This is a genomic window from Rhizobium sp. BK661, from assembly GCF_024808825.1.
In the GTDB taxonomy this organism is placed as follows: domain Bacteria; phylum Pseudomonadota; class Alphaproteobacteria; order Rhizobiales; family Rhizobiaceae; genus Rhizobium.
Genome location: NZ_JANTYT010000017.1, coordinates 55,010 through 80,879, shown reverse-complemented (window position 1 = coordinate 80,879; position 25,870 = coordinate 55,010). Strand labels below are relative to the sequence as shown.

The window sequence follows — 25,870 nt, the reverse complement described above, 5'->3', positions numbered from 1 at the left end:
AGAGGCACCTTAATTTTCCCCTTGACGTTTGGCCATCAAACCTCTGAATTAAAAGGCCATCGGGTGGAGGAGAAGCCCCTGCACAGCAACGACGCATCACCCGGATCCGACGAGATGTCGGGCCGAATCTACGGTCAGGGCCTGGCCGATAGCAGTCTGGGTCCACCAAGCACATGGCCGCAGTGTCTGAAGTCGACTGTCGATCTGATGTTGCCGTCAAAGGCTCAGATCGTTCTCTTCTGGGGCGAGGATTTCATCGCACTCTACAATGACGCTTACGCCCCGACCATCGGCACCAAGCATCCGCGCGCACTTGGTCGCCCGGCGCGCGAATACTGGGGAGAGTTGTGGAGTGACCTGGAGCCTCTTTTGCGTCGCGTCCTCGATTTCGGAGAAACGGTCTTCGCCAAGGACCGCCCCTTCTACATCGAACGTCACGGCTATCCCGAAACCGTCCATTTCGACATTTCCTACTCGCCGGTACGCGATGAGACAGGCAAGGTGCGCGGCGTATTCTGTATAGTCAACGAGACCACTGAACGAGTCAGGTCTGACACGGCACTGCGCGAGAGCGAGGAGCGGTTCCGCGCCATATTCACACAGACTGCAGCCGGGATCGGGCAATCCGATCTCGCCGGCAGGCTGCATCTGGTAAACAGGCGGTTCTGCGAAATTGTCGGATATTCGGAAACTGAACTGTTAAAGATGCGGGTGCAGGACATAACGTTCCCGACCGATCTCGAAGACTACCTCCGTTCGTTCAGGCAAATGATCGAGACCGGCGAGAGCTTCGACATCGAGAAGCGCTACGTGCGCAAGGATGGAAGTCTTGTCTGGGTCGCGAATTCGGTTTCGCCCCTACGCGACGAGCACGGAGAGATCAAGCAGGCCGCCGCGGTTGTTGTCGACATCACCGAGCGCAAGCGCGCCCAAGAGGTGGAGCGTCGTCTTGCGGCCATCATCGCCTCCTCCAACGATGCCATTCTCAGCATCGATCTGAACATGCGGATCACGAGCTGGAACAGTGGCGCGGAAAAACTCTACGGCTACTCGGCACAAGAAGCCATTGGACGTTCTGTCATGATCCTTGTTCCGGACGACAGGATTGAAGAAGAACCTGCGATCATCAGGCAGGTCAGCGCCGGATTGAGGGTCGATCCCTACGAAACAAAGCGCCGGCGCAGTGATGACGGGCTGGTCGATGTCCTGCTCAGCGTGTCCCCGATTTTCGACGCCTATGGCAGGACGATCGGCGCAGCGAAAATTGCGCACGACATCTCTGCCCGCAAGGAAGCAGAGCGACTTCAGACGGTTCTTGTCGGAGAGCTCAATCATCGGGTCAAGAATGTGCTTGCAACCGTCATGGCCATCGCCCGACAGACGCTTGGGCGTGAGACGGCGAACCGCGCAGGGGTGGATGCATTCGAGGCCAGGATCTCCCTGATGTCGAGGGCTCATGACTTGCTGATGCACGGGAATTGGGAACAGGCAGAGCTGGAAGCGGTGGTAAAGCAAGCCCTGTCGCCCTATTCGCGCGAGAAGATTTCAATATCAGGCCCAAGCGTTCGCCTGGTGCCCCGTGCGGTCGTTTCGATCTCGCTTGCATTGCACGAACTGGCTACGAATGCGGCAAAGTATGGAGCGCTGTCCATGCCGGAAGGACAGATATCCATTCACTGGTCTGTCACCAATGACGAACCGCATAGACTCACCCTGCGATGGCAAGAAATGGGCGGACCAAGGGTCAGCGAGCCTACCCGAAGGGGATTTGGCTCCCGCCTGATCGAAAGCCTGCTTGCGGCTGAACTGAAGGGCGAGGTGAATATCACCTATGATCCGGCAGGCTTGATATGTGAAGTCAATGCCGTTGTAGACGACGATGGGATCCCAAGCGCCTGAACCAACCGTCGCGATAGCGGACCGCATCTCGATAAGCTCCCGTGCCGCTCTTCGGTTGTTTGCTGTTTCAGGCGGTGTTTTCCTCCACTGCTTAACGCTGACGTTTGATGGTATTGTTGTCCCGCTCGCCTCGCGGGACGACCTGGGTGGCGGGATGGTAAATCCTCTTTCGCGCTGAAGGTGTCCTGAAATAAACCTTCGAAATCATCCGCCTGTCATCGAGACGGAGGCAGAAATGCATGCAGTTGTTTCTGGTTCAGGTGGTACCTTTCCAACCTTGCCGCATCGCTTTGGCGGGTTTCATGCTTTCCATTTGTGCAGTGGAAGCATGGGCGGCCCCGATTCTCATCGTTTGTATAGGAGCCGATAACACAGCCGGGAGAGGAACAGGCCGGCGGCATCCTGGCGGCGTCGCCAGAGATCAGGCCTTCCCGTTGAACTGGAACGTCTTCTTCATGGGCGTGAGGTTGATTCCCATGTCGTCAACGCTGGTGTTCCGCACAGCACAAACGCCGGTGGCAGGTTAGACGCGGATGTGCCCACCGGGGCCGGCTTGTCATTATCGACAGGGCCAAGGGAAATGACAAACAATAAAGTGGCCTAAATACCAAGGAATACGTCGCCGAGATCGGATTAAGTGCGCGTCACATTCCACTGATCCGATTACCTGGAGGTGGGCGAACCTTCAGCGCGTATCGTGATCCTGTGGCCGTCATCGCACCGCGGAAGGTCATGAAGAGGTTGCCGAGTATTTGTTGCCGCAGGCATTAAGGGCCCTGGGCAGTAGTTAGCGTCACGGTCACCCGAAGGTCCGCCCCATTGTTCGGCGGCCACGAACGATTTTCATACCCGTTGCCGCCGTCTCAACAGTTGCGTCGTCCTGGTCTAACCCTAGGGGTTCCTGTTCACCAGTCATGTCGAAATGCCCACTGGGGGATGCTCGGTCCGGACGCGCGGCTCGCTTTCACTCATCGCTCACGACCTATTTCACGAGGAGCGGTGCCTTTCCGCGGACACGGTCATAGAGATCGATGACATCCTGGTTGAACATCCGAACGCACCCAGATGACGCGTTCTTTCCGATCGTTTGCCACTCCGGAGAGCCATGGATGCGATAGAGCGTATCCTTGCCGTCCTGAAAGATGTAGAGAGCACGCGCGCCGAGTGGATTTGTCAGGCCGGGCTTCATGCCCCCCTTCCAATGTGCGAGCTTTGGATTTCGCGCAATCATCGAAGGGGTGGGCGTCCACGTCGGAAACTTCCTCTTCCACTGGATGATCGCCCGCCCCTTCCAGGCACGACCCTGCGCGCCCAGACTTACCCCGTATCGCATTGCGCGTCCGTCCTCGAGAACGAGGTAGAGAAATTTCCTCTCGGTGTCGACGATGATTGTGCCCGGTGGCTCGTCCGTTGCGTAGTCGACCTCCTGGCGCAGATAGTCGGGATGAACCGCCCTAGGGTCGATCGCCGGCCAGCGAAACTCCTGATCGTCCAGCTCAGCGTAGGCGATCGAATAGTCTGGCTTCTCAGGAGGCCGATCCGTCGGGACGACGGTTGACTGGGCTGCCGCCGCCCGGCTTGGCTCAAGCGCTGAAAGACTTGCTCCGGTCGGGGGAGTGTCGACGGATGCGACAAGGCGCTCCGAGGGGATTTGCGTACAAGCCGCAAGAAGGGAAGCGCCGGCCGCCACCAGGAGCGGTCGGATCAAGAACGTGGCATGCAACTTCAGGGGTTCCGATTCGAGTTTCGAGAGTGCGAGCCAGTCCTACTCGCCGACACCATGGCCGAAATGTGGTTCCAGCGGGCACAATTGCGCGAGCGGCGCGTCTGGACCACATACTGTTTCAGGAGAGCAACAATCAGTCCGGAACGGCCTCCCGGGATTGACCCGGACAATCAAGTCCTCGCTGTCACTCGCAAAATGGGAACGGTTTCCAGCCGGTCCGCCTCGAGACCGAAGGCATCGACCGATGCCGCAATGCCTCGAGATCTCAGAAGCTTTGTCTGCGACCGTACCTTGACCGTCTCATTAACTTCTCGGTCATCCGCGGGCTAATATACGCTAGACGCAATGAGGTGTGCCAATGGACAGCAGATCGACCCATAGAAAAAGAACGTTTATCGGAGGAAAGGTACTCTTTAACGGCGGCGGGAGTGTACTGGACTGCGTTGTAAAAGACTTGTCCGATGGCGGCGCGCGACTGGCTGTCGAAGCAGCACTCGCGGTTCCTCAGGAGTTCGATCTGAGATTGTCTGACGGCCGTGTGTTTGAGTGCACCGTCAGATGGAGGCAATTCGGCTCCCTCGGCGTACGTTTTGCACCAACCATGTAGCCGTGGCCCTGCAGCCGGATCGCCGATCCTTGCGGGCATGATGGGCCGTCATCAAGGGTCGAAAGGCTGCTCGTCGCGAAGCGAAAGATGGAGCCAGGACAGCGGAAATTTCGACAGCCGGGATCGATGGATGCCACAAAACGAACCGGCAGCGGATTCAACGTCCGCTGCCGACGGTGGTTCGGTGAGTTGGCTGCCTCATCTTGCCGGGGATTTGTAGGCAGATACGATTTTGCCCGCCTTTTCCTGGGCGGCCTTGAATTCCGAACCCGTGTATGCTCGCACGGTTTTGATATTTGTTACTGCTCCCGACGCTCCGATGACCAGGAGTGCGGGGACCAGGTCAGCACCGTCAGGAAATTCAGCGGTTACCATCCAGTCATTTTCTCCGGTCGTAATGTAGAAAGAGTGTAGTTTTCCGCCTGCTGCTTCCATTATGGCTCGCGCCGCCACCTCCCGGTCAGATGGATCGGCGATCATTCCTTTCGCTGCCGTCGTTGAATAGCACCCTGTGATGATGAAGAGTGGCATAAGGAATCCTCCCTCAACAACCGGGCAGATCGGCCGATCTGCCGCGCACCCAATATCTCACATCCGGGCGTTTGCCGCGACAGTTAAACCGGAGTCAATCTCACAGCGCGGGACGTCATGTGGTGCAGGAGGTCGCGCGTCGCCGTCTCCTCCCTCGAACCATCGCGCGACAAATGGATCGGTGTAGCCACGCAGGTGACGGAACCGACGACTTCAAGTCACACCGTGATCTCGAAACTATCTGGAACAGTCTCGGGCCGGGCCTTTTCGACATCGACGGCATCGACAGACGCCCCCGGCGGCCCTTTCCAGAAATCCTTCAGCATGCTCGAAACGGCGGTTTCCTCTCCGGCAATAAGGGCCATGACCGAGCCGTCGTCTTCGTTGCGCACCCACCCCTTCAAGCCCAGTCGACGCGCACGATCCCGCGTCCATACGCGAAAACTGACCCCTTGGACGCGACCGGTTACCCGGACCCTCATCACCATGGAATCTGCATCCATATCGGTCTCCCATCTTCCTGCCTGAGGGCAATATGGCGCTGCCACGCAGGATGTCAGCACGAGGCGCACAGACCGCTGCGCCTCACGTTAATCATTTACCGAATTCCTACGAATTTAGACGGCCTTATGGTTCCGAGCTGCTGGTACAAATAAGAATCGGCTCTATATTCGTAAGTGCTTCAACATGAAGGGATCTCGATCATGCGCAGGCTTATCGCAGTGACTTCAGTGCTCCTTTTCGGTTTTGCTGGTTCGGCCTTCGCGCAAGCGAGCATGGGAATGGACAGCAGCGGCCGCTTCGATGGTTCTCCGCCATTGGGAACATCTCCCGACACCGAGGGCACAGGCGGAGGAGGTCTTTCTATCCCGATCGATTTTGGCACGACCACTATATATTCAGACCAGATCAACTGGACCGTTTGCCCTGGCGGCCAGCGCGTGGAAGCCCAGCCTGGAACCCGTGCAGCCAATCAGGCCTGCCGGAATCTCCAGTAGTCATTGCCCGTACACTGTCCCGCGAGCCGAGATGCGGTTCGCGGGACCGCCATGCTGTGCTAGGGAGTGGCACGCAACGCGAGATACGAGAACATGCTTCCTTGGATTCAACTTGATTCGGCGCCGATCCCTGGCGAAAGCGGCGAATTGCGTCTGAAGCGACGCGGCAGCGAGTTTTCGATCATGCTTGGGTCAAACGAGCTGATGAACAGCCGCCTCAGTGGCTCCGAAGAAGCGCTGGCAACCCTTTCCCATAAGAAGATCAGCAATCATCCGCGCCCGACCGTCCTTATCGGCGGCCTCGGCATGGGCTTCACACTGCGTGCCGCCCTTTCAGTTTTGCCTGAAAATGCGTCGGTCGTGGTTGCCGAACTTGTGCCGGCGGTCGTCGATTGGGCCCGCGGCGCGATGTCAGAGGTCTTCCAGGGTTGCCTTGATGACCCCAGGGTTACCGTCCATCAGGGTGATGTAGGTGAACTGCTGCGGGAGCGCAACGCGAAATTCAATGCCATTCTGCTGGACGTCGACAATGGGCCTGACGGGCTAACGCGCCGTTCCAATGATCGCCTTTACGACAGCGCCGGACTGCGCGCGGCGAGAAATGCCCTTCTGCCTGGCGGGGTTCTCGCCGTCTGGTCATCAGGACCCGACGCCAGGTTCACCCGTCGTCTGTCTGATTGCGGGTTCGTCGTCGAGACGATAAACACACGCGCCAATGGCAAGCGCGGAGGCGCGCGTCACGTCATCTGGCTAGCGGTGAAGTAGTCAACCCGAAGCCTGAACCCGCCTGGCCGCAGCAATCGCGCTTGCCGCTCCTGCACGCAGTTGCTGCGTGTCGGCGCCTGCGATGACGAAATCGAAGCCCATCTTCAAGAGCTCGCCTGCCCGCTCGCCGTTGCTGCCGAAAACGCAGGCGAACTTGTCATGAGCGCGGCATCGGGCGATCAGGTGCTTCAGAACGCCGTCGACTTCGGGCGTATCCGGTGCCACCGAGGTGCCCTGCGAGAGTGCAATCGACAGGTCGGATGGCCCGATGAAAATGCCGTCGATTCCCTCAACGCGCGTGATTTCGTCTGCGGCATCGAGCGCGGCCCGCGTTTCGATCATGGCGATGGCGACAGTTGTATCGTTCGCTGTCGTCAGATATTCGGCTGCGGGAAGTCCCGTATGGTTCAGGGCCAGCGTCGGTCCCCAGCTACGCTCACCAACCGGCGGATACTTGGTAGCCTTCGCGAAGGCGGCCGCATCCGCCGCCGAGTTGATCATCGGCGCAATGATCCCAGAGGCCCCCGCATCAAGGAGGCGGGAGGCAGCGGCGAAATCGCCGACAGGAATTCGCGCGAGGACCGGCTTGCCCGCAAGTCTTCCCTGACCGATTCCAACGGCAGCCGACCCCAGATCCCAGACGCCGTGCTGCATGTCCAGCACGATTGCATCGAATTCTTCCTGCGCCAGATGATTGACAAAAAGTGGGTCGGGAATACCGATCCACGCAGAAATCAATCCGCCTTCGCCGCTTCTGATGCGCTGTGCGAAGCTGTCGATCGTCCTGCCACTCATTCCATGCTCCTTTCGCGGTTCAGCCGACCGCGCGCCGCCTGTCCAGTTGAAACTCCTCGATAAACGCCTTTTCGAGCCGGATGCCATCCCACTCGTCTGCGTAGAACGTTGAATCGTAGATCAACGTATATGGTCCGTCGTAGCCTGCCACCCGACACGCTTCCAGAACTTTGCGATAATCATCGCCATCGAGGCCGGACGAGTTGAAATTGGCCTTGGCGTGGCAGAGTTCTGCCCGCCGCATAATGTCGCGAAGACCTTCGTACTTGGCCGGCGCTGCCCAGTTGCCGAGGTCGCCATTGAGACCGACCTTGCCTTCCAGCGTGTCAAGCAGCCAGTTTGTTTCCGTAGGGGATGGCAGGAGATCAAACCAGTTCTCGGTGACAACCCGAACCGCGCTATTGCCGGCCTGTCTTGCAAGCCACCCGAGGTGCCCCGCCGAGCGCTCCAGATTTTCGCGTAATGGCGGCTGCTTGCCCGCAATCACCCGAATGTTCCTGGCGCCAAGCACCTCTGCGATCTCGAGCCAGCGGGCAATCCATTCGATGTCACGTTTCGCTGTTTCCGGATGGCTCGGATCCCCATCCTCGACAAGAAGCGTCTGCAGCATGATATCAGCTTCCTGAAGGGCCGCCTGCATTTCCTGGAGATAGCCTCGATCCAGGCTTGGCAGATGAAACGAGCATATCTCGATCCTGCCGATACCGTTGCTTGCGAGCTGCTGTGGGATTTCGATCAGCGATGAACGTCCCGGTCCATAAGGCTCCTTGCTGTCCTGGCTCTTGTCTGGATCGGGGCTGTAGGGATAGACGGTTCCCAACAACCGATGCAGCGACCACGTCGAAACTGCAAAGCGTCCATTCTCCAGCGTTCCTTCAGTCATGTTCGCCTCCTCGCAATGCCAATCGGTCAACTCAGGTCTTTGCGGATGATCTCCTCCGCAGCAAGGGCGGCACCGAGGACTGCTTCGTCCTGCCCTGCCACGGCAGAGAGCAGGAGACCGACGGGCATATTGGCGTCACCAGTCCCGCAGGGGATCGAGACGCCACACCAATCGAGGAAATTGCCGAGCATTGTGTTGCGCAAGGTCTGGCCGTTGGTTGCAAAGAACAGCTCGTCGTCGGCTTCGAGTGGTGCAATTGGCGGTGCCACATGGGCAACGGATGGGAAGGCGACGAGGCTGGACCCCACGCGACGCGCGACATCGGCAATCAGCCGCTCGCGCGCTTCCAGGATCGTAAGATAGTCCGCAAGCGTGATCTTCTCGCCGAGCCTCGTGCGCACGACGACACGTCGATCCATGTCGTCGGCGGCCGGCCCGGCCAGCCGTTCGCGATGAAGTGCAAAGGCTTCGGCAGTAACAAGAGCGCCATATCGGGTCATGAGCCCCAATATGGCATCGAAGGCCGGTATTGTGATCCGGGTGATCGACGCACCCGCGGCAGCAAGCCGATCAAGCCCTGCTTCAAAGGCTGCAACAACCCCGGATTGCGCGCCATCGAAGACGACGTTGTCCGGCACGACAATTTCAAGCCCGGCGACCGGTCGAGCCACCATCAGCGGGAAAGGCGTTCCACGCAAGGCTGCGTCAATCCAGACGGCGTCCTTCACCGTTCTGCATAGCGGGCCAAGGGAATCCAGGCTCTTTGCCAGTGGGTAGACGCCATTCATCGGGTAGCGACCGCGTGTCGCCTTGTATCCGACGATACCGTTGAACGCCGCAGGAATGCGAACGGATCCCCCGGTGTCGGTGCCCATGGCGACCGGCACGAGCCCGGCAGCCACCGCGACTCCGGCGCCGGATGACGAACCGCCCGGGATTCGCGGCACGTCACGACTTATTGGGTTTTCGGGCGTGCCAAAATGCGGATTGAGGCCAAGGCCGGAAAAGGCGAACTCGCTCATGTTGGTGCAGGCGATTGAAATCATCCCCGCCTGCTTCAGCGCTGCCACCACCGCTGCGTCGGTCTGTGCGGCCGGGCCGGTCGAAAGGACGGTAGAGCCGGCCGTTGTCGTGCGACCCTTGATGTCGAAGAGGTCTTTCCACGCTATCGGTATGCCGTCCAGCATCCCCCGCGACCGCCCTTCCCTCAGGCGTTTGGACGAGACCATGGCCTCCTCCAGCGCTCGGTCCCTCAGGACTGCCGTGAAAACTGCCCTATCCGCATAGGCGTCGATACCATCGAGCACGGCTTGTGTCACCTCGAGGGGATCGACGGCTGCAGTTTGAATGAGAGTGGAAAGCTGCGCAACTGACATCGCGCCAAATGAGTGTGCCATGGGCTATCCGCAATCTGAATGTCCTGCTGACCTAAGCCGAATTTTGTCGACGCGCCAAGCCCCATAGGTCAAATCAAACCGATTGGTTCGATTTTATGAACACTGCGTTTGCGTATTCACTCTTCAATCCGCGGCCTGAAAATCACAAATGCGTCGTGCGTGCTGTCTGCGGCAGAAGACGATCGTATGCCGATGCGCGCTTCAGTGTAGGAGTTAACAAAATGAAAGATGGTGAGACTTTGAACACGGCGCGCGGCGACGTGGTGCATCACCACGCAACGGAAGACGAGTTGAACGGCATGGGTGAACGCGAATATGTCGAGCATGTCAATGCAAACGCACCTTCCTTATCAAACCGAGTGATAGTCCTTGCAGCCTTCGTGCTCCTGGGCGTTGCCGGGTTGACGGTCCATTATACAGCTCCGATGGCATCCCTCGATCCGGCAACGGTCGGATCAATCTCAGAAACACTTCCATCGGCGGATTACTGCCGCGAGCACAGTCCATACCCCGACAGGTCCTGCTAGCGGCCTGTCGCAGTCCGGGCATGGACAAGGATCCCTGGCGATATAGTTATGCGTAAAGGGAGGGTCGTCGATGCCCGGCAAAATCGATTACAACCTTGAGCGCTTCGTAGACGCACAGAACGGCTTCTACGAGCGAGCGTTGTCCGAGTTGAGAGCCGGACGTAAGCGTTCCCATTGGATGTGGTTCATCTTTCCCCAAATGGCCGGACTGGGTACTTCCACAATGGCCGAGAAATATGCGATCAGGTCTGCCGAAGAGGCTACCGCCTATCTTGCCGATCCCGTCCTTGGAAGCCGGCTGCAGCGCTGCGTCGATGCAATCCTCGAAATCGAGGGCTTGTCTGCGCACGACATGTTCGGATCCCCCGATGATCTGAAGCTCCGCTCGTCCATGACGCTGTTTGCAGCCATCAGTGACCACGGCTCACCGTTCCACAAGGTCATCGAGCACCTCTATGACGGGGAGTACGATCAGCGGACCATACAACTGCTTAACGCCGGCAATTAGCGGGCATTCAAGTGTTCCAGGGTGTCGATTCCAGTGCCGATCTCGGTGAGCCGCTTCCGCAACTCCCGATCCGTACCGTCGTCGATCTCCTCGTCGCCGAAGCAATCGCGTGCCTCATAGAGCTCAAGCTTGGCTTCGAGCTCGGGGCGCTTTTGGTACAGACGATGAAGGTAGGTATAATTCATGCCATCCTCCCCACCTCGTCAGGAGAGCGAGAAGAAAGATGGTTCCCACCGACACGCCGCCTGATCACGCAAAGGCGGTGATGGCGGCGTTGCAGGCTTTGGAGAAGTGATTGCAGCATGTGTCGTTGCCCATTGCCTGGCGTGTCACGCGAGCCCCCTCAAGAAGCAGGGTCAGCGTATCCGCCAGGAGTGCCGGTTCGCGCGCACCGGCTGCAAGACAGAGCTCCTCGAGCCGGTCGCGCTGTTCAGCCTTATGGCGCTCTATCACACCATAGGCCGGATGCCCCTCGCCTTTGAGCTCGATTGCCGCATTCGCAAGATCGCAGCCGACGTGCTGACCGCAAAGGCTCTGGGTACGGGCTTCAACCCACGCCCTGAGCTGGCTCTTCGGGTCGCCGGGATGAACCGCCTCAAGGTCGCGCCAGATCGCCTCTGCCTTTTCTGAAGCACGTCGCAGCGTTTCGCAGACGAGTTCATCCTTGGAGCCAAAGTGGCGATAGAGCGTCATTTTGTTCGTTGAGGCCGCGTCTGCGATTGCATCTACGCCGATGCCGCGGATGCCGTGCTCACGAAACAGCAGGGTGGCGGTCGACACGATACGTTCTCGCGGTGGGAGTTTCTCGTCGACGTTGGCGGGAAATTGCAGGGCCAATGATTCAACTTTTTTTGCGGACAAGGTCCTTGACATCCATGTGACCGATCGGTAACAAATGAATTGTTACTTACCGGTAACACCACTCCTCAGCGAAGTCAACGAGACTTCATGCCGCAGTCACATGGCGCCGACGGAGTGGAACACGGGCTACTGCCCACGAAAGGAGGCAAACCATGAGCAAGACCAGAGAAGAATTGACGATTACCGAAGCCCTTCGCGACCCCCTGATCGCCATGGTGCTCCGTGCCGACGGCGTGAAACTTGACGATTTCAGACGTCTCCTCGAGACGGCAGCTGGGAAGCGCGAACAGCGGACTCCTGTGGGCAAATTTCTGAAGTCGATTTCGAACGATCCGGCTGCCATGTGCAGCTATTGCTGAATGTTTCCGGGCGGTTCCCTGCCCCTGTGAGAGTCGCCGCTGCCGCAGCGGCGGCTCTTTGTGTTTGGGCTCACCTGTCAGAACAACTCGTATTCCAGGTTTGAGAGGTAGGCTGGGTCTGCTACGGCATCAATGCCAGCAATCCTTTCCCCCTCGAACGTCATAAGCAGGACGACGCGCAGTTGTCCGCCGACCACAACGACAAATCCGAATTCTCCATCAATTTTTGCCGGCTGCGCTGCCTGGGCCCGACCCTTGAACGTCTCGGCAACTGCATCCGCGCCGCGCAGTTCGCGAACGGAAGGATTGTACCGGATTGCTGCAGCATCTGGGGTGAAGACCACCTGCGGGTCGAGGATCGACAAAAGTGCCTTGATGTCACCGAGCCGCGAGGCTGCAAGGAATGCATTGATGATCTGCTTCTTGCGTGTCGCGTCCGCCTCCGGCATGTCCGTCCTGCCCTGAACGCGGCGGCGGGCGCGACTTGCAAGCTGTCGTGTTGCCGCCGATGAGCGGTTGAGGATCGGCGCAATGTCGTCGAACGGGAGATCGAACATATCGTGTAGCACGAAGGCGACGCGTTCGGCTGGCGCGAGTGTTTCCAGGATCACCAGGAGCGCCAGGCCGACGGAATCTGCAAAGGCGACCTCGCGCTCCGGATCGACCGATTTCGACGTGTCTGCGACGCGTTCGTGCACGGGCCCGTCGAACGGCTCCTCGCGCCTCGCCTTTCTGGAGCGGCGTGTCCAGGCAAATGCGTGCGACAACGGTCGTCAGCCAGCCGCCGATGTGGCCGATAGCACCGGCATCAGAGCGGCCGAGCCGCAGCCAGGCCTCCTGAACCGCGTCGTCCGCATCCGTGCGCGAGCCGAGTATGCGGGAGGCCACGGCGCTGAGGTGCGCCCTGTTCGCCTCGAATTCCGCCGCCAGCCAATTTTCTTGCATCACTGTCACATTCCTCCAGCCTGTTCCGTCAACTCCATGACGAACCAAACCCGGCCTGTGTGACAACACGGCCGGCGGCGTCATTTCGAAAACACATCAAGGAGAAACGTGATGCAAGCAAGAATGGGAAATCCAGCGGTTGTCGTTCCTGACGCGATGCAGGCCCTGCAGGCTCTGGCTGCCGTCCCCGCCAAAACAGGTTTGTCGCCAATCCTTCTGGAACTGGTCAATCTGCGCGCCAGCCAGATCAATGGATGCAGCGTCTGCATTGACGGACATCCGCGCATCGCCAAGAAGGCGGGCGAAACCGATGAGCGGCTTTTTGCCGTCAGCGCCTGGCGTGATACTCCTTATTTCACGCCGGCTGAACGAGCAGCCCTGGCGCTGACCGAGGCGGTTACCCGCATCAGCGATCGCGCCGACCCGGTACCCGATGATATCTGGAATGAAGCCACGCAGCATTTCGACGGCAAGAGCCTCGCAGCGCTCGTCATCGCCATCGCCAACATCAACGTCTGGAATCGGCTGAACATCGCGACCCGGCAGATAGCCGGCGAATGGAGGCCCTAATGTGAACCGGGTCGCTGTCGCGCCGACAGCGGCCCTTTGAAACGGCCGTGGAACGTGGCGATCAGATGATGCCGCCCCCCCCGGCGGCAGAAGCGGGCCGTTCGGCAGTCACCTTCTTGCGATAGCCGCTCGCCCGGTAGGTCCCGACCGGATCGATCGCACCACCGGCCCGCCGGCGTGCCTCCGAAAGGATCGGCTCGACGTCAGTGCGATAGGCGCGCTTCAGCGTTTCCGTCGCCATCAGCGCGTCGTTTTCGTCCTGGTGTCCAGTCAGCGCCTTGCGGTCGACCAACAGCGCCTGGGCGTAGGCCCGACGGATTTCGTTGGCACTGTTGATGAGGCTTTCGAGCGGATCAGTGACATTGTGCGACTGGTCTATCATATGCGCCGGATTGAAGTCGTTGACCCCACGCTGCTCCGCCTCAACCAGTTCATTGAAAACCAGGAACAGGCGGTAGGGCTCGATCGCACCGGCATCGAGGTCGTCGTCCCCATATTTGGAGTCGTTGAAATGGAAGCCGCCGAGCTTGCCGAACTGGATGAGCCGGGCGACGATCATCTCGATGTTGGTGTTCGGTGCATGGTGGCCAAGGTCGACAAGGCATTGAGCCTTCGGACCGAGCGTCTGGGCGATCAGGTAGTTGGTTCCCCAGTCCTGCACCACCGTCGAATAGAAAGCCGGCTCATACATCTTGTGCTCGGAAAACAGCTTCCAATCGTCCGGCAGCGCCTTGTAAATGTCAGCCATCGCCGCAAGGTAGCGCTCGAATGCTTTCGTGAAGTTGCTCTGGCCCGGGAAATTCGAGCCGTCGCCGATCCAGACGGTCAGTGCCTTGGACCCGATCGCCTTTCCGATCTCGATGCATTCGATGTTGTGTTCGACGGCCTGAGCACGGGTCGCCGCATCCGTGTGGCTCAGTGAGCCGTACTTGTAGGAATGCGCCTGGCCGGGTGAATCGGAGAAGGTGTTGGAATTCATCGCGTCGAAGCCGAGGCCAAGCGCATCGCCCTTCGCCTTCAGTTCCCTCGGATCGGCCTTGTCCCACGGGATATGCAAGGACACGTTTGGTGTCGCGCGTGTCAGCTCATTGATGACGGAGCAGTCGTCCAGCTTGTCGAAGATACCGCGCGGCTCGCCGGTGCCCGGAAAGCGGGCAAACCTGGTGCCACCGGTACCGACACCCCAGGATGGAACGGCGACGAAGAACTCGGACACCTTGCGTGTTATGGTTTCGATGTCGACGCCGCGCCGCGCCAAATTGGCCCCAAGGGCCTCGTAGTCCGACTGGAGCGCTGCTGCACGCTTGTCATTTTCCTGCGCGATAAGATCCTGCGCGATCCTGGTATCGGCCATTCTTTCCTCCCTTGCCGCAACGAACCAACGGCTCCTGTCCGCGTTCACCTGCGTGGAATGCTACTCATGAACGAGGCGGCCGTGGACATCATTCGAATTCTTCTCGCGATCATCCTGCCGCCTCTAGGCGTCTTTCTGCAGGTCGGTCTCGGCCTGCACTTCTGGCTGAATATTTTGCTGACGCTCTGCGGCTACGTTCCGGGGATCATCCACGCAATATGGGTGATCCTGCGGAAATAGCGATCAGCGCGGGAAGCTCTGCGCATTGCCAGCATCGACGTTGATGATGTTGCCGGTGGACTTTGCCGAGAGATCGGATGCCAGGAAGTAGATTGCCTCGGCGATGTCCTCCGGGAAGACATTCAGCTTCAACATTGAACGCTTGCGGTAGTGCTCCTCAAGTTCCCCGATCTCGATCTTGGAGGACGCTGCACGCTGTTCGCGCCACTCTCCACTCCAGATCTTCGAGCCACGAAGCACCGCATCCGGATTGACGGTATTGACGCGAATGCCGGCTTCTGCGCCCTCGAGCGCCAGGCAACGGGCAAGATGGATCTCGGCGGCCTTTGCCGTGCAGTAGGCGGCCGCATTCGGCGAGGAAGCCAGGCCGTTCTTTGACCCGACAAAGACGACATTGCCCCCGAGGTTCTGCCTGCGGAACAGACGGAAGGCCTCACGCGATACAAGGAAGTAGCCAGTTGACAGGATATCCATGTTCTTGTTCCACATCGAAAGCTCCGTGCTTTCGATCGGCGCCGACGAAGCAATGCCGGCATTCGACACCAGGATATCAATTCCACCGAACTCGACGCAGGCTTCGGCGAATGAGGATATAACAGCATCTTCGCTGGTCACGTCGAGCCTCAGGCTGCGGACGGCGTCACCTCCGAACTGCTTCGAAAACTCGACTCGCGTGCTTTCGAGCGCGTCTTGATCGATATCGGCCAATACGACGCAGGCACCCTCTCCGATCAGTCGGGTGGCTGTCGCGCGACCAATGCCGCCGGCGCCGCCGGTGACGAAGGCAACTTTCCCTGCAAGGCTCTTCGGCTTCGGCATCCGCTGAAGCTTGGCCTCTTCGAGGAGCCAGTACTCGATGTCGAACGCTTCCTGCTCGGGCAGCCCCTGATATTCCGAAACCGTTGATGCCCCCCGCATGACATTGATGGCATTGACGTAGAATTCACTGGCAATGCGAGCCGTCGCCTTGTCCCGTGCGAATGACAGCATTCCAACGCCTGGAACAAGGAATATGACGGGATTTGCGTCGCGCATGGCTGGCGAATTGTCGTGCTTGCAGTCGTTGTAGTACCGCGCATAGTCGGCTCGATAATCCTCGAGCGCCTTGTCAAGGCCAGAAACGACGGCATCGATATCCGGCTTTGCCGGATCAAACGCGACGATCAACGGACGGATCTTGGTCCGCAGGAAGTGATCGGGGCAGCTCGTACCGAGGGCCCCAAGCGGCTGCAGGTTCCTGGAATTTACGAATTCGAGGACAGCATCCTGGTCATCGAAGTGACCAAGCTTGCGCTCAGCCTGGCCAATCCGGCCGCGAATTTCAGGCATCAGCCGGGCGGCGATGGCGCGACGCTGGTCAGCCGGCAGACTCTCTGTCGATTGGCCGCCGAAGATCGCTTTGCCCTCGGTCTTTTCGGCAAACCATCCGATCGCTTTGTTGATGATATCGAGCGTCAGCTCGTAGCAAGCCTTTGCATCATTTGCCCATGTGAAGAGACCATGGCTCTCCAGCACGACACCGCGCGCGTTCGGATTTGCCCTGACGAACTCTTCCAGGTCGAGCCCGAGCTGGAAACCGGGGCGGCGCCACGGAAGCCAGCCGATGTCGTCACCGAAGATCTGTTTCGTCAATTCCCGGGAGTTTTTGGAGGCAGCAATCGCGATGATGGCGTCCGGATGCATGTGGTCGACATGCGTGAACGGTACGAAACCATGCAGCGGTGTATCTATGGACGCTGCGCGGCCGTTGAGATTGTAGGTGCAGTGCGGAAGGAACCCAACCATGCGATCTTCATCCTCGACCCCCTTGTAGATCCCTTTGAGCGAATCGAGCTTGTCCTGGTAGAGAGTCGCAAAGCCGTCGAGCTTGATGGTGCCGACATCGCCGCCAGAACCCTTGACCCAGAGGATCTTGACGTTTTCGCCGGTCAGCGGGTCGGTCTCCATGACCTTGGCGGAGGTGTTGCCGCCGCCATAATTGGTGATGCGCTTGTCGGCGCCGAGCAGATTGGAGCGATACAGCAGCTTTCCAGGCTCATCGAGGCCTGCCGCGTATGAGTCGTCCCAACGGTTATCAAGAAGCCGGACGGTTGCCGCCATGTCATCCTCCCATGTGAAATTTATTGGTGCGCGAACGAACTGTGCGCTCCCTTGTGCTGACGATATCGCTCATGAAAGCAGACATTGTCAATCGAAAACGATCAAATCCGATTATGTTGCAGCGCAATATGAAATTATATGATCGTTTTTGATTGACAGATTTTCATAACTGCGAAATAAGCAGGTTAGGAGGAACCCCATGCACGAACGCGAACGCCATCGCATCATCTTGAGCGCCGTTCAGGAAAAGTCGGTCGTCACAGTTCAGGATATCTCTGAACTGACCGAAGCTTCCGAGGCGACGATCCGGCGTGACATTGCAGCGCTGCATGTGCAGGGAAAAATCCGCCGCGTCCGCGGTGGCGCAGAGGCCGTGCATCCGCCGCAACTCGGAAATCTTGCGGGCCGCCCTTTCAGAGTTTCGGAATCGGTCAACATCGATAAGAAACGCTCAATTGCCCGAGCAGCTGTCGATCTTTGCGATCCCGGTGACGCCATCATCATCAACGGCGGGACGACCACGTTTCAGATGGTGCATTTCATGGCCGCGCATCGCATGCAGGTCATGACCAACTCGTTTGCAATCGCCGAGCACCTGGTCAAGCATTCAAAGAACACGGTTACCGTTCCCGGCGGTGTGATCTACCGCGAGCAGAGCCTCATCCTGTCACCATTCGACAATGATGCGATCCGCAATTTCTACGCCCGACGTTTCTTCATCGGTGCGCAGGGCGTTGGCCCCCTTGGGGTTATGGAATCGGATGCGCAGATCATACAAAGCGAGCAAAAGCTGATGCACCAGGCCGACGAGCTCGTCGTCATGGTCGATTCCAGCAAGTTTCATCGCCGGTCGAGCCTCATTCTGTGTCCGCTTGAGCGTGTTTCAACGATCATTACCGACGACGGCGTTCCAGAGGAGTCCGTTCGGATGATCGAGGATGCAGGCATCAAGCTCGTAATCGCGAGCACGGTTTCGCAAGCGAAGGGGAATTCCTCGTCGGTCGCTTGAGTGGCGCCGCAAGGATGTAGCAAGTCTTATTAACGTGGGAGGATGAAAGCATGAAACTCGCAAAAACACTGGCAGTGGGCGTCGCCTTTGCCGTCGCCCTGATGGCAGGCGCAGCAAGCGCCAAGGACGTCAAGATCGGTCTGGTCGTGAAGTCGCTCGGCAACGGCTTCTTTGAAGCCGCCAACAAGGGCGCGCAGGAAGCTGCCAAGGAGCTGGGCGGCGTGGAGGTGATCTACACGGGCCCGACCTCGACGACCGCAGAAGGCCAGATCGAAGTCATCAACTCGCTGATCGCCCAGGGCGTTGACGCGATTGCCATCTCCGCCAACGACCCGGACGCCGTTGTACCGGCACTCAAGAAAGCCAAGCAGCGCGGCATCATGGTCATCTCCTGGGATTCCGGTGTCAACAAGGACGGCCGCATCCTGCAGCTCAACCCCTCGTCCAACGAGCTGATCGGCAAGATGTGCCTGACGCTCGCCAAGGACCATCTTGATGGCGGCAAGGGCGACTTCGCAATCCTGTCTGCAACCACCACCTCGACGAACCAGAACATCTGGATCGACCAGATGAAGAAGCAGCTCAAGGACTTCCCGGGTCTCAACCTTGTTACGACAGTTTACGGCGACGATCTGTCTGACAAGTCCTATCGCGAAGCCGAAGGCCTGCTGAAATCCAACCCGAACGTCAAGGTCATCGTCGCACCGACGACGGTCGGCGTTCTGGCTGCCTCCAAGGTTGTCGAAGACAAGGGCCTCATCGGCAAGGTTTACGTGACCGGCCTTGGCCTGCCGTCTGAAATGGCAGGAGCGATCAAGTCGGGTGCGACGAAGGAATTTGCCATCTGGAACCCGATCGACCTCGGTTACTCCGCAACGCAGATCGCCTATCACCTCGTAAAGGGTGATGCGACCGGAAAGCCGGGCACGGAAATCGAAGCTGGCCGCATGGGCAAGATCAAGATCGACGACAAGGGCGAAGCCGCAATGTCCGATCCATTCGTCTACAACGCTTCGAACATCGACCAGTTCTCGAAGGTTTTCTAGTCGCACTCCAACAAGCAAAAACCCGGCGGTTCGCGCCGCCGGGACTTTTCACCTGAACACTGGTAAACGCTGATGAACACTGCCCTCCAACAATCCGTCGCGGGTATCAAGGCGGACGAGGTGCCCGCGATCCTGGAAATGCGCGGGATTTCGCAGATCTTCCCCGGCGTGAAGGCGCTCGATAACGTCAGCATCGCGCTCTATCCCGGCAAGGTCACTGCCCTGATCGGCGAAAACGGTGCCGGCAAGTCGACACTCGTCAAGATCCTGACAGGCATTTACCGGCCGAACGAAGGCGAGATCATCGTCGATGGAAAGGTCATGACCTTCGCCAGCGCACAGACCGCCATCGACGTCGGCGTGACCGCCATTCATCAGGAGACCGTTCTTTTCGACGAACTGACGGTTGCCGAGAACATATTTCTCGGCCATGCGCCGCGAACAAGGCTCCGCACGATCGACTGGAAACTGATGAACAGTCGCTCGAAGGAATTACTGCATTCCCTTGAAAGCAATATCGATCCGACGATCCGGCTGAAGGATCTCTCGATTGCGCAGCGTCATCTTGTTGCCATTGCCCGGGCACTCTCGATCGAGGCGCGCATCGTCATCATGGACGAACCGACGGCGGCCCTCTCGCGAAAGGAAATCGACGACCTGTTCCGCATCGTCAAGGGGCTGAAAGCGCAAGGCAAGGCGATCCTCTTCATCAGTCACAAGTTCGACGAGCTCTACGAAATTGCCGACAACTTCGTGGTCTTCCGCGACGGACGTGCAGTTGGCCACGGCCAACTCAAGCAGACGCCCCAGGATGATATCGTTCGACTTATGGTTGGTCGCGATGTCGAGAATGCCTTTCCGAAGATCGATGTGACGATCGGCGGCCCGGTGCTTCAGGTCGAGAAGTACTGTCATCAGACAGAGTTCCGCGATATCTCCTTTACCCTGCGCAAGGGCGAAATCCTGGGTGTCTACGGGTTGATCGGTGCTGGCCGGTCCGAGCTCTGCCAATCTCTCTTCGGTATTACCACGCCCGCCTCGGGACGACTTTCGCTCGAAGGTCAGGAAATTGCGATCCGCTCGCCACTCGACGCGATCAGCGCAGGTATCGTCTATGTTCCCGAGGAGCGCGGTCGTCACGGACTGGCGCTGCCCATGCCGATCTACCAAAACATGACTCTTCCCTCACTCGCTCGCACCTCGCGCAAGGGCTTCCTGAAAGCCGCGAACGAATTTGCACTGGCGCGCAAATATGCCGAGCGCCTGGATTTGCGCGCTGCTGCCCTTTCGGTTCCTGTCGGGACCCTGTCGGGAGGAAACCAGCAGAAGGTTGTGATCGGCAAATGGCTCGCCACCATGCCGAAGGTGATCATTCTCGACGAACCCACCAAGGGCATCGACATCGGCTCGAAGGCTGCCGTGCACGGCTTTATCAGCGAACTCGCCGCCGAAGGGCTGTCGATCATCATGATCTCGTCCGAGCTGCCTGAAATCATTGGAATGTCCGACCGGGTCCTGGTCATGAAAGAAGGCCTGATGGCCGGTCTTTTCGAGCGCAGGGACCTCACGCCGGAAACGCTGGTTCGCGCCGCGACCGGAAACGCTTGAGGTAATCGGAATGTCCAGACTTCTGAAAAAACGAGAAACCCTTCTTTTCGTCATCATTGCGGTCATGGTCGCGATCTTCTCGACGAGAGCCCAGGATTTCGCTACGCCCGGTAACCTCGCTGCTATCTTCAACGACACGTCGATTCTCATCATCCTGGCGCTCGCGCAGATGACGGTCATCCTGACGAAGTCGATCGACCTTTCAGTCGCCGCAAACCTGGCCTTTACGGGCATGGCCGTTGCGATGATGAATGCCGCCTACCCTGACTTGCCCCTGGTCGCCCTGATCCTAGCTGCGATCCTGATTGGAGCATTTCTCGGTGCCATCAACGGCTTTCTCGTCTGGGCGCTTGAGATCCCGCCAATTGTCGTGACCCTTGGCACGCTAACGATCTACCGCGGCATGGCCTTTGTCCTGTCGGGCGGAGAATGGGTCAATGCCCACCAGATGACGCCGACGTTCCTGAATGTGCCGCGCACTGTTGTCCTCGGCTTGCCGGTTCTCAGCTGGGCTGCGATCATCATCGTCTGCCTGATCTACGTCCTCCTTAAACATACCCCGTTTGGCCGCTCCACCTATGCCGCCGGAGGCAATCCGACGGCGGCGGTCTATGCCGGCGTCGACGTGGGCTGGACGAAATTCCTCGCGTTCGTCCTGTCGGGCGCGCTTGCCGGCCTCGCCAGCTATCTCTGGGTGTCCCGTTATGCGGTTGCCTATGTGGATATCGCCAATGGCTTCGAGCTTGACAGCGTTGCTGCCTGCGTCATTGGCGGGATTTCGATCGCCGGGGGTGTCGGATCAGTCATTGGCACGGTGCTCGGTGCGCTTTTCCTTGGCGTCATCAAGAATGCGCTACCGGTGATCGGTATCTCGCCGTTCACGCAAATGGCGATTTCAGGCACCGTCATCATCCTGGCCGTTGCCTTCAACGCAAGGCGCGAACGCAATCGTGGTCGCATCATCCTTCGAGACAAGGCTGCGGGAGAGACCCCAGCAGAGGTTGCAGCATGAGCACCGTCCTTTTTACGCCGGGTGAAAAGCGGGTCATTCCCGATCGCCTCGGCACACCGTTCAAGCGCGTCATTTCGAGCTGGGAGGTCTTGCTCTTTGGCGTCGCCGTACTGATTTTCATCTTCAATTGCGTGGCATCGCCCTACTTTCTTGATGCCTGGAACCTCTCGGATGCGACCTTTAACTTTACCGAAAAGGCAATGATTGCCTTTGCGATGGCGTTGCTGGTCATCGCCGGCGAGATCGATCTGTCGGTCGCCGCCATCATCGCACTTGCCTCGACCGCCATGGGTGCGGCCGCCCAGCTTGGCGTCGGCGCGCCCGGGCTCGTAGTCATCGGCATCGTCGTCGGGCTGGTCTGTGGCATGTTCAACGGCTTCCTCGTCTCGGTCATGAAACTGCCGTCGATCGTCGTGACGATCGGGACGATGAGCCTCTTCCGCGGGATCTCCTACATCGTCCTCGGAGACCAGGCCTACGGCGGTTACCCGGAAGAGTTCGCCTTCTTCGGCCAGGGCTATGTGTTCTGGGTGTTCTCCTTTGAATTCGTCCTCTTCATCGTGCTGGCGATCGCATTCTCGATCCTGCTGCATGCGACGAATTTTGGCCGCCAGGTCTATACGATCGGCAACAATGATTTCGCCGCCCGCTTTTCCGGCATCCCCGTCGAGCGGGTGAAATTCATTCTCTTCGTCCTGACTGGCGTGATGAGCGGGATTGCCGCGGTCTGCCTGACGTCGCGGCTCGGCTCGACCCGTCCCTCTATCGCACAGGGTTGGGAGCTCGAAGTCGTTACCATGGTGGTTCTCGGGGGTGTTTCCATTCTCGGCGGCTCCGGCAAGATCGGCGGTGTCGTAATCGCTGCCTTTGTCATGGGCCTGGTGACCTTCGGCCTCGGACTTCTCAATGTTCCGGGTATCGTAATGTCTATCTTCATTGGCCTGCTCCTCATCATCACGATCGCGATTCCAATCGTTGCACGACGCATCAAGACCATGAGCTCGAAGTGAGTGGACAAATGACGATCGAAAAGCACGCCTTCAAGATGACGCTCAATCCGGGAATGGAAGCCGAATACAGGAAACGGCATGACGAAATTTGGCCGGAGCTGGTCGAATTGCTGCATCAATCCGGGGCGAGCGACTACTCGATCCACCTCGATCGGGAGACAAATACGCTGTTCGGCGTGCTGAGCCGTCGTGCCGACCATACGATGACGAGCCTGCCCGACCATCCCGTGATGAAAAGATGGTGGGCGCATATGGCTGACATCATGGCTACCAATCCTGACAATTCGCCGGTCCAGAGTGATCTCGTTACCGTCTTTCACATGCCATGACCACGCAGGATTTCAGATACGTCGCTGTTTTCGATATCGGCAAGACCAACGCCAAGGTTGTAGTGCTCGACAGTGCATCGGGTGCGGAAATCGCGGTGGCGAAGACACCGAATACGGTCCTGAGGCACGGTCTCTATCCACATTATGATGTTGACGGTCTCTGGGCCTTCGCGATCAGGGCGCTCCGATCCTTTGCAAAAACACCGGGTTTCGATGCAATTTCTGTCACGACGCACGGGGCATCTGCAGCTCTCCTCGACGCAACCGGCACTCTTGCCATGCCCGTGCTCGACTACGAGCACGACTATCCCGAAGAGATCAGCAAAGCCTATGCGCGCCTGCGCCCTGCCTTCGAGGAGACCTATTCACCGCATCAGATGATGGGGCTGAATGTTGGAGCGCAACTGCATTACCAGAAGACCAACTTTCCTGACGAATTCGCAAACGTTGCGACAATCGTCACGTACCCCCAATACTGGACGGGGCGACTGGCTGGCGTCTTTTCGAACGAGGTGACATCACTCGGCTGCCATACCGACCTGTGGGATCCCCGTCACGGACGATATTCCTCGCTCGTCGATACGCTTGGCATTCGGGAGCTGATGGCACCGATCCGGTCTGCCTTCGACCCGCTCGGCATGGTCCTCCCTGGTGTCGCGCGGGAGATTGGCCTGCGATCGGATATTCCCGTCTATTGCGGCATCCACGATTCCAACGCCTCCCTGCTCCCGCACCTAGTGGCTCGTGCCGCGCCGTTCGCCGTCGTATCGACCGGAACCTGGGTCGTCACGTTCGGCGTTGGAGGTAACTTCGATCGTCTCGATCCCGGCCGCGATACGCTTGCCAATGTCGATGCCTATGGCCGCGCCGTTCCTTCGTCACGGTTCATGGGAGGCCGCGAGTTCGAAACCATATTACGCGAGATCGGAAGTACCAGCGAAGAATATGTTCGCCGCGCCGTCGAGCACGTGATTTCGGAGGGCGTCATGCTGCTTCCCAATGTCGTGTCGGGCTCCGGTCCGTTTCCGGGCAAAAAGGGCAGATGGCTCAACGCCGAGGGCGCCAGCGCCGAACAACGCTACGCGGCCCTGTGCCTGTATCTTGCTCTGATGAGCCAGACCTGCCTCGACCTCGTCGTCGCAGACGGCCCCGTCATCGTCGAAGGGCCGTTTGCCCTCAACGAAACCTATCTCGTCCTGCTTGCAGCGCTGACCGGGAGGACAATCGTTGCAATTCCCGGATCAACGGGCACGAGCCAAGGCGCGGCGCTGTTGACCGGCATCACCCCCCACCCCGGAACCGAGCGCCGCATCAAGCCGGCCACAATTCCCGGGCTTCTGGACTATCGCCAGAACTGGTATTCTGCCCTGGCATAACTGTCTTTCCATCGAGGCTCTCGCGCCAGCCTTTCTCGGCCGATAAACTCGCGACTCAGATCAAAATGGAGAAGACCACATGGCAGATCCAGCCACCACATTCGATCCACGTGCCCTTGCATCGAAGCTTCACGCGCTGCATCGCGCCGGAGACCAGGCGCCGACCTCGGCTTTCGTCCTCCCCACTGATCTTCGCCATGCAATGGACGTGCAGAATTTTCTGGCAGCCGATGAGGCGATCTCCAGTAATGCTTGGAAGGTAACCGTGTCACCCGATGGGCAGGCGGTCACAGCTCCTCTCCACCCCTATGTTCAGGGTGATTCCGGCGCGCAGATCCCGTGGAAGCGGGGTACGAAGTTCGAGGCGGAGATCGCCGTCCGTCTGGGGCATGATCTTCCGATCCGTGCTGCTGCGGACTACACACGTGCGGACCTCGTCGAGGCAATCGCTGCGGTGCATCTCGGCGCAGAATTTCTTTTGAGCGCCATCGAGGAGAGCGGGAAGGTTTCATTCCTGCTGTTCCTCGCGGACCGCCTCGGCAACAGTGGCTATGTGCTCGGCCCGAACGTTGCGAAATCTGTGATCGACACAGCCAGTGGCACGCCGCTTCTGGTGACGTTGAACGGCCAATCGATCTATGACGCTCCCGCCCAGCATCCAAAGGGCGACGTCCTGTCTTGGCTCCTGGACTATGCGAATGACAAGCTGCGGCCAGCGACATCGCTCAAGGCCGGCGCTGTCATCACCACAGGCACGCTTTGTGGTGCGATCGAGCTTCTTACACCGGGTGACATTGAAATTGTGCTCGATGGAACAACCCGTTTGGGCATGACGATCTCCTGAGGAGAAGAAGATCATGGACGATCGGCGGCTTTAGTCCGCCGCTTGGGCGGAAACGCGATGAAATCAGGGATAGTGGCAAGCAACCCGCCGTGATCGGCACGGCGTGGTATAGGTCGACGGACAACAGTCGACAACCAGAGCCGCGCCGGGTCTCGATCATCAATCGCGACAATGCTGTCTCCGCATCCACGTCGGCGCTGGAGGCAGGGTGCAAGTCGCAGAACACGGCAAAACTTCGTCTCGTGGCTCGATTGCGCCTTGGTCTGGTTGTAGACTGGGTCTGCAAAACGTTCGGTTCAACCTGTTACAATTGGGAAGATACATGCCGAATTTCATCGTAATAACAACGACGCTGGTGACCGCAAGAGATCAGCAGGAAGCCGCCGAAACAGCATTCGCCAAAATCGTCGGGGCCGCAAGCTCAGCCTTCGACGTCAAGACCGAGGAAGGTGAGACAACCCGCGTGGCATTGACGGTAGACCAGCGCAAGAAGTTGCTGAAGACGACCCCCTGATGATGCGGTTGCGCTGATGCTGACTCGAACGGCGCCGCGCTTGATTGAACCGGCGAG

Annotated in this window: 28 protein-coding genes and 1 pseudogene; 18 read left to right on the top strand and 11 right to left on the bottom strand. The window is 58.8% G+C overall.

Annotated features, from left to right (window positions below):
* The first annotated feature begins 114 nt into the window (after nt 1–114).
* Together FHX16_RS24835 and FHX16_RS24830 are read left to right on the top strand one after the other, a co-directional pair.
* Nucleotides 115–1,899, top strand: a complete 1,785-nt coding sequence (locus FHX16_RS24835; protein ID WP_183757526.1) for a PAS domain S-box protein — start codon at nt 115–117, stop codon at nt 1,897–1,899.
* Between the two features lie 239 nt (nt 1,900–2,138).
* Nucleotides 2,139–2,426 carry a hypothetical protein gene (locus FHX16_RS24830; RefSeq protein ID WP_183757527.1) on the top strand — a complete coding sequence of 96 codons (288 nt, stop codon included), beginning with the start codon at nt 2,139–2,141 and terminating at the stop codon, nt 2,424–2,426.
* A 455-nt stretch (nt 2,427–2,881) separates the two neighbouring features.
* Here FHX16_RS24830 and FHX16_RS24825 read toward each other — a convergent pair whose 3' ends face one another.
* The gene (locus FHX16_RS24825; RefSeq protein WP_183757528.1) at nt 2,882–3,622 is read right to left on the bottom strand and encodes a L,D-transpeptidase; all 741 of its coding nucleotides are present in this window, start codon (nt 3,620–3,622) and stop codon (nt 2,882–2,884) included.
* A 361-nt stretch (nt 3,623–3,983) separates the two neighbouring features.
* On the opposite strand from FHX16_RS24825, the gene FHX16_RS24820 reads away from it, so the two are divergent.
* The gene (locus FHX16_RS24820) at nt 3,984–4,232 is read left to right on the top strand and encodes a PilZ domain-containing protein (protein ID WP_183757529.1); all 249 of its coding nucleotides are present in this window, start codon (nt 3,984–3,986) and stop codon (nt 4,230–4,232) included.
* A gap of 198 nt (nt 4,233–4,430) precedes the next feature.
* Here FHX16_RS24820 and FHX16_RS24815 read toward each other — a convergent pair whose 3' ends face one another.
* Together FHX16_RS24815 and FHX16_RS24810 are read right to left on the bottom strand one after the other, a co-directional pair.
* Nucleotides 4,431–4,763, bottom strand: a complete 333-nt coding sequence (locus FHX16_RS24815; RefSeq protein WP_183757530.1) for a GYD domain-containing protein — start codon at nt 4,761–4,763, stop codon at nt 4,431–4,433.
* 218 nt (nt 4,764–4,981) lie between these two features.
* Entirely contained in the window at nt 4,982–5,266 is a 285-nt protein-coding gene (locus FHX16_RS24810) for an acylphosphatase (RefSeq protein WP_183757531.1), read from the bottom strand.
* A 588-nt stretch (nt 5,267–5,854) separates the two neighbouring features.
* Here FHX16_RS24810 and FHX16_RS24805 point away from each other — a divergent pair.
* A complete protein-coding gene (locus tag FHX16_RS24805) occupies nt 5,855–6,526 on the top strand; it encodes a spermidine synthase (RefSeq protein WP_183757532.1) in 672 nt (223 codons plus the stop codon).
* Here FHX16_RS24805 and FHX16_RS24800 read toward each other — a convergent pair whose 3' ends face one another.
* From FHX16_RS24800 to FHX16_RS24790, 3 genes are read right to left on the bottom strand one after another with little or no spacing between them, the layout of a single operon-like run.
* Nucleotides 6,527–7,321: an HpcH/HpaI aldolase/citrate lyase family protein gene (locus FHX16_RS24800; RefSeq protein ID WP_183757533.1), complete on the bottom strand. Its 795-nt coding sequence runs from the start codon at nt 7,319–7,321 to the stop codon at nt 6,527–6,529.
* Nucleotides 7,322–7,340: 19 nt separating this feature from the next.
* Entirely contained in the window at nt 7,341–8,204 is an 864-nt protein-coding gene (locus tag FHX16_RS24795; RefSeq protein WP_183863850.1) for a sugar phosphate isomerase/epimerase, read from the bottom strand.
* 26 nt (nt 8,205–8,230) lie between these two features.
* On the bottom strand, nt 8,231–9,601 hold the full coding sequence (locus FHX16_RS24790) for an amidase (protein WP_183757535.1): 1,371 nt from the start codon (nt 9,599–9,601) through the stop codon (nt 8,231–8,233).
* 221 nt (nt 9,602–9,822) lie between these two features.
* Here FHX16_RS24790 and FHX16_RS24785 point away from each other — a divergent pair, with 221 nt between their 5' ends.
* Nucleotides 9,823–10,128 (top strand): hypothetical protein, encoded by a 306-nt coding sequence (locus FHX16_RS24785; protein ID WP_183757536.1) that lies wholly within the window; start codon nt 9,823–9,825, stop codon nt 10,126–10,128.
* 70 nt (nt 10,129–10,198) lie between these two features.
* A complete protein-coding gene (locus FHX16_RS24780) occupies nt 10,199–10,636 on the top strand; it encodes a DUF1810 domain-containing protein (protein WP_183757537.1) in 438 nt (145 codons plus the stop codon).
* Here FHX16_RS24780 and FHX16_RS24775 read toward each other — a convergent pair.
* Both FHX16_RS24775 and FHX16_RS24770 read right to left on the bottom strand, forming a co-directional pair.
* Complete coding sequence (locus FHX16_RS24775; protein WP_183757538.1) at nt 10,633–10,821, bottom strand: hypothetical protein; 189 nt, start codon at nt 10,819–10,821, stop codon at nt 10,633–10,635. The two genes, FHX16_RS24780 and FHX16_RS24775, sit on opposite strands and share 4 nt — an antisense overlap.
* A 64-nt stretch (nt 10,822–10,885) precedes the next feature.
* A complete protein-coding gene (locus FHX16_RS24770; RefSeq protein WP_183757539.1) occupies nt 10,886–11,509 on the bottom strand; it encodes a TetR/AcrR family transcriptional regulator in 624 nt (207 codons plus the stop codon).
* A 140-nt stretch (nt 11,510–11,649) separates the two neighbouring features.
* Between FHX16_RS24770 and FHX16_RS24765 the strand changes: the two genes are divergently transcribed.
* Nucleotides 11,650–11,856, top strand: a complete 207-nt coding sequence (locus FHX16_RS24765; RefSeq protein ID WP_183757540.1) for a hypothetical protein — start codon at nt 11,650–11,652, stop codon at nt 11,854–11,856.
* A 77-nt stretch (nt 11,857–11,933) separates the two neighbouring features.
* Here FHX16_RS24765 and FHX16_RS24760 read toward each other — a convergent pair.
* Nucleotides 11,934–12,804 (bottom strand): annotated as a pseudogene (locus FHX16_RS24760) (sigma-70 family RNA polymerase sigma factor).
* 108 nt (nt 12,805–12,912) lie between these two features.
* Here FHX16_RS24760 and FHX16_RS24755 point away from each other — a divergent pair.
* Nucleotides 12,913–13,371: a carboxymuconolactone decarboxylase family protein gene (locus FHX16_RS24755; protein WP_183757542.1), complete on the top strand. Its 459-nt coding sequence runs from the start codon at nt 12,913–12,915 to the stop codon at nt 13,369–13,371.
* 61 nt (nt 13,372–13,432) lie between these two features.
* Here FHX16_RS24755 and rhaI read toward each other — a convergent pair whose 3' ends face one another.
* Nucleotides 13,433–14,725 carry an L-rhamnose catabolism isomerase gene (rhaI, locus tag FHX16_RS24750; protein ID WP_183757543.1) on the bottom strand — a complete coding sequence of 431 codons (1,293 nt, stop codon included), beginning with the start codon at nt 14,723–14,725 and terminating at the stop codon, nt 13,433–13,435.
* Nucleotides 14,726–14,806: 81 nt separating this feature from the next.
* On the opposite strand from rhaI, the gene FHX16_RS24745 reads away from it, so the two are divergent.
* Nucleotides 14,807–14,965: a YqaE/Pmp3 family membrane protein gene (locus FHX16_RS24745; RefSeq protein ID WP_183757633.1), complete on the top strand. Its 159-nt coding sequence runs from the start codon at nt 14,807–14,809 to the stop codon at nt 14,963–14,965.
* 3 nt (nt 14,966–14,968) lie between these two features.
* On the opposite strand, the gene FHX16_RS24740 is transcribed toward FHX16_RS24745, so the two are convergent.
* Nucleotides 14,969–17,065 (bottom strand): bifunctional rhamnulose-1-phosphate aldolase/short-chain dehydrogenase, encoded by a 2,097-nt coding sequence (locus tag FHX16_RS24740; protein WP_183757544.1) that lies wholly within the window; start codon nt 17,063–17,065, stop codon nt 14,969–14,971.
* A 199-nt stretch (nt 17,066–17,264) separates the two neighbouring features.
* Between FHX16_RS24740 and FHX16_RS24735 the strand changes: the two genes are divergently transcribed.
* The 9 genes from FHX16_RS24735 to FHX16_RS24695 all read left to right on the top strand — a co-directional run bounded on the left by FHX16_RS24735 (nt 17,265) and on the right by FHX16_RS24695 (nt 25,813).
* On the top strand, nt 17,265–18,074 hold the full coding sequence (locus tag FHX16_RS24735) for a DeoR/GlpR family DNA-binding transcription regulator (protein WP_183757545.1): 810 nt from the start codon (nt 17,265–17,267) through the stop codon (nt 18,072–18,074).
* Nucleotides 18,075–18,124: 50 nt separating this feature from the next.
* Entirely contained in the window at nt 18,125–19,120 is a 996-nt protein-coding gene (gene rhaS / locus FHX16_RS24730; protein WP_183757546.1) for a rhamnose ABC transporter substrate-binding protein, read from the top strand.
* A gap of 72 nt (nt 19,121–19,192) precedes the next feature.
* Nucleotides 19,193–20,728: a sugar ABC transporter ATP-binding protein gene (locus tag FHX16_RS24725; RefSeq protein ID WP_183757547.1), complete on the top strand. Its 1,536-nt coding sequence runs from the start codon at nt 19,193–19,195 to the stop codon at nt 20,726–20,728.
* A 10-nt stretch (nt 20,729–20,738) separates the two neighbouring features.
* Nucleotides 20,739–21,740: an ABC transporter permease gene (locus FHX16_RS24720; protein ID WP_183757548.1), complete on the top strand. Its 1,002-nt coding sequence runs from the start codon at nt 20,739–20,741 to the stop codon at nt 21,738–21,740.
* Nucleotides 21,737–22,750 (top strand): ABC transporter permease, encoded by a 1,014-nt coding sequence (locus FHX16_RS24715; RefSeq protein ID WP_183757549.1) that lies wholly within the window; start codon nt 21,737–21,739, stop codon nt 22,748–22,750. Before FHX16_RS24720 ends, FHX16_RS24715 begins: the two co-directional genes overlap by 4 nt.
* Before the next feature lie 8 nt (nt 22,751–22,758).
* Nucleotides 22,759–23,079 (top strand): L-rhamnose mutarotase, encoded by a 321-nt coding sequence (gene rhaM, locus FHX16_RS24710; protein ID WP_183757550.1) that lies wholly within the window; start codon nt 22,759–22,761, stop codon nt 23,077–23,079.
* A complete protein-coding gene (locus tag FHX16_RS24705; protein WP_183757551.1) occupies nt 23,076–24,455 on the top strand; it encodes an FGGY-family carbohydrate kinase in 1,380 nt (459 codons plus the stop codon). Before rhaM ends, FHX16_RS24705 begins: the two co-directional genes overlap by 4 nt.
* Nucleotides 24,456–24,534: 79 nt before the next feature.
* Complete coding sequence (locus tag FHX16_RS24700; protein ID WP_183757552.1) at nt 24,535–25,299, top strand: fumarylacetoacetate hydrolase family protein; 765 nt, start codon at nt 24,535–24,537, stop codon at nt 25,297–25,299.
* Between the two features lie 322 nt (nt 25,300–25,621).
* Nucleotides 25,622–25,813 (top strand): hypothetical protein, encoded by a 192-nt coding sequence (locus FHX16_RS24695; protein ID WP_183757553.1) that lies wholly within the window; start codon nt 25,622–25,624, stop codon nt 25,811–25,813.
* Nucleotides 25,814–25,870 lie beyond the last annotated feature (57 nt).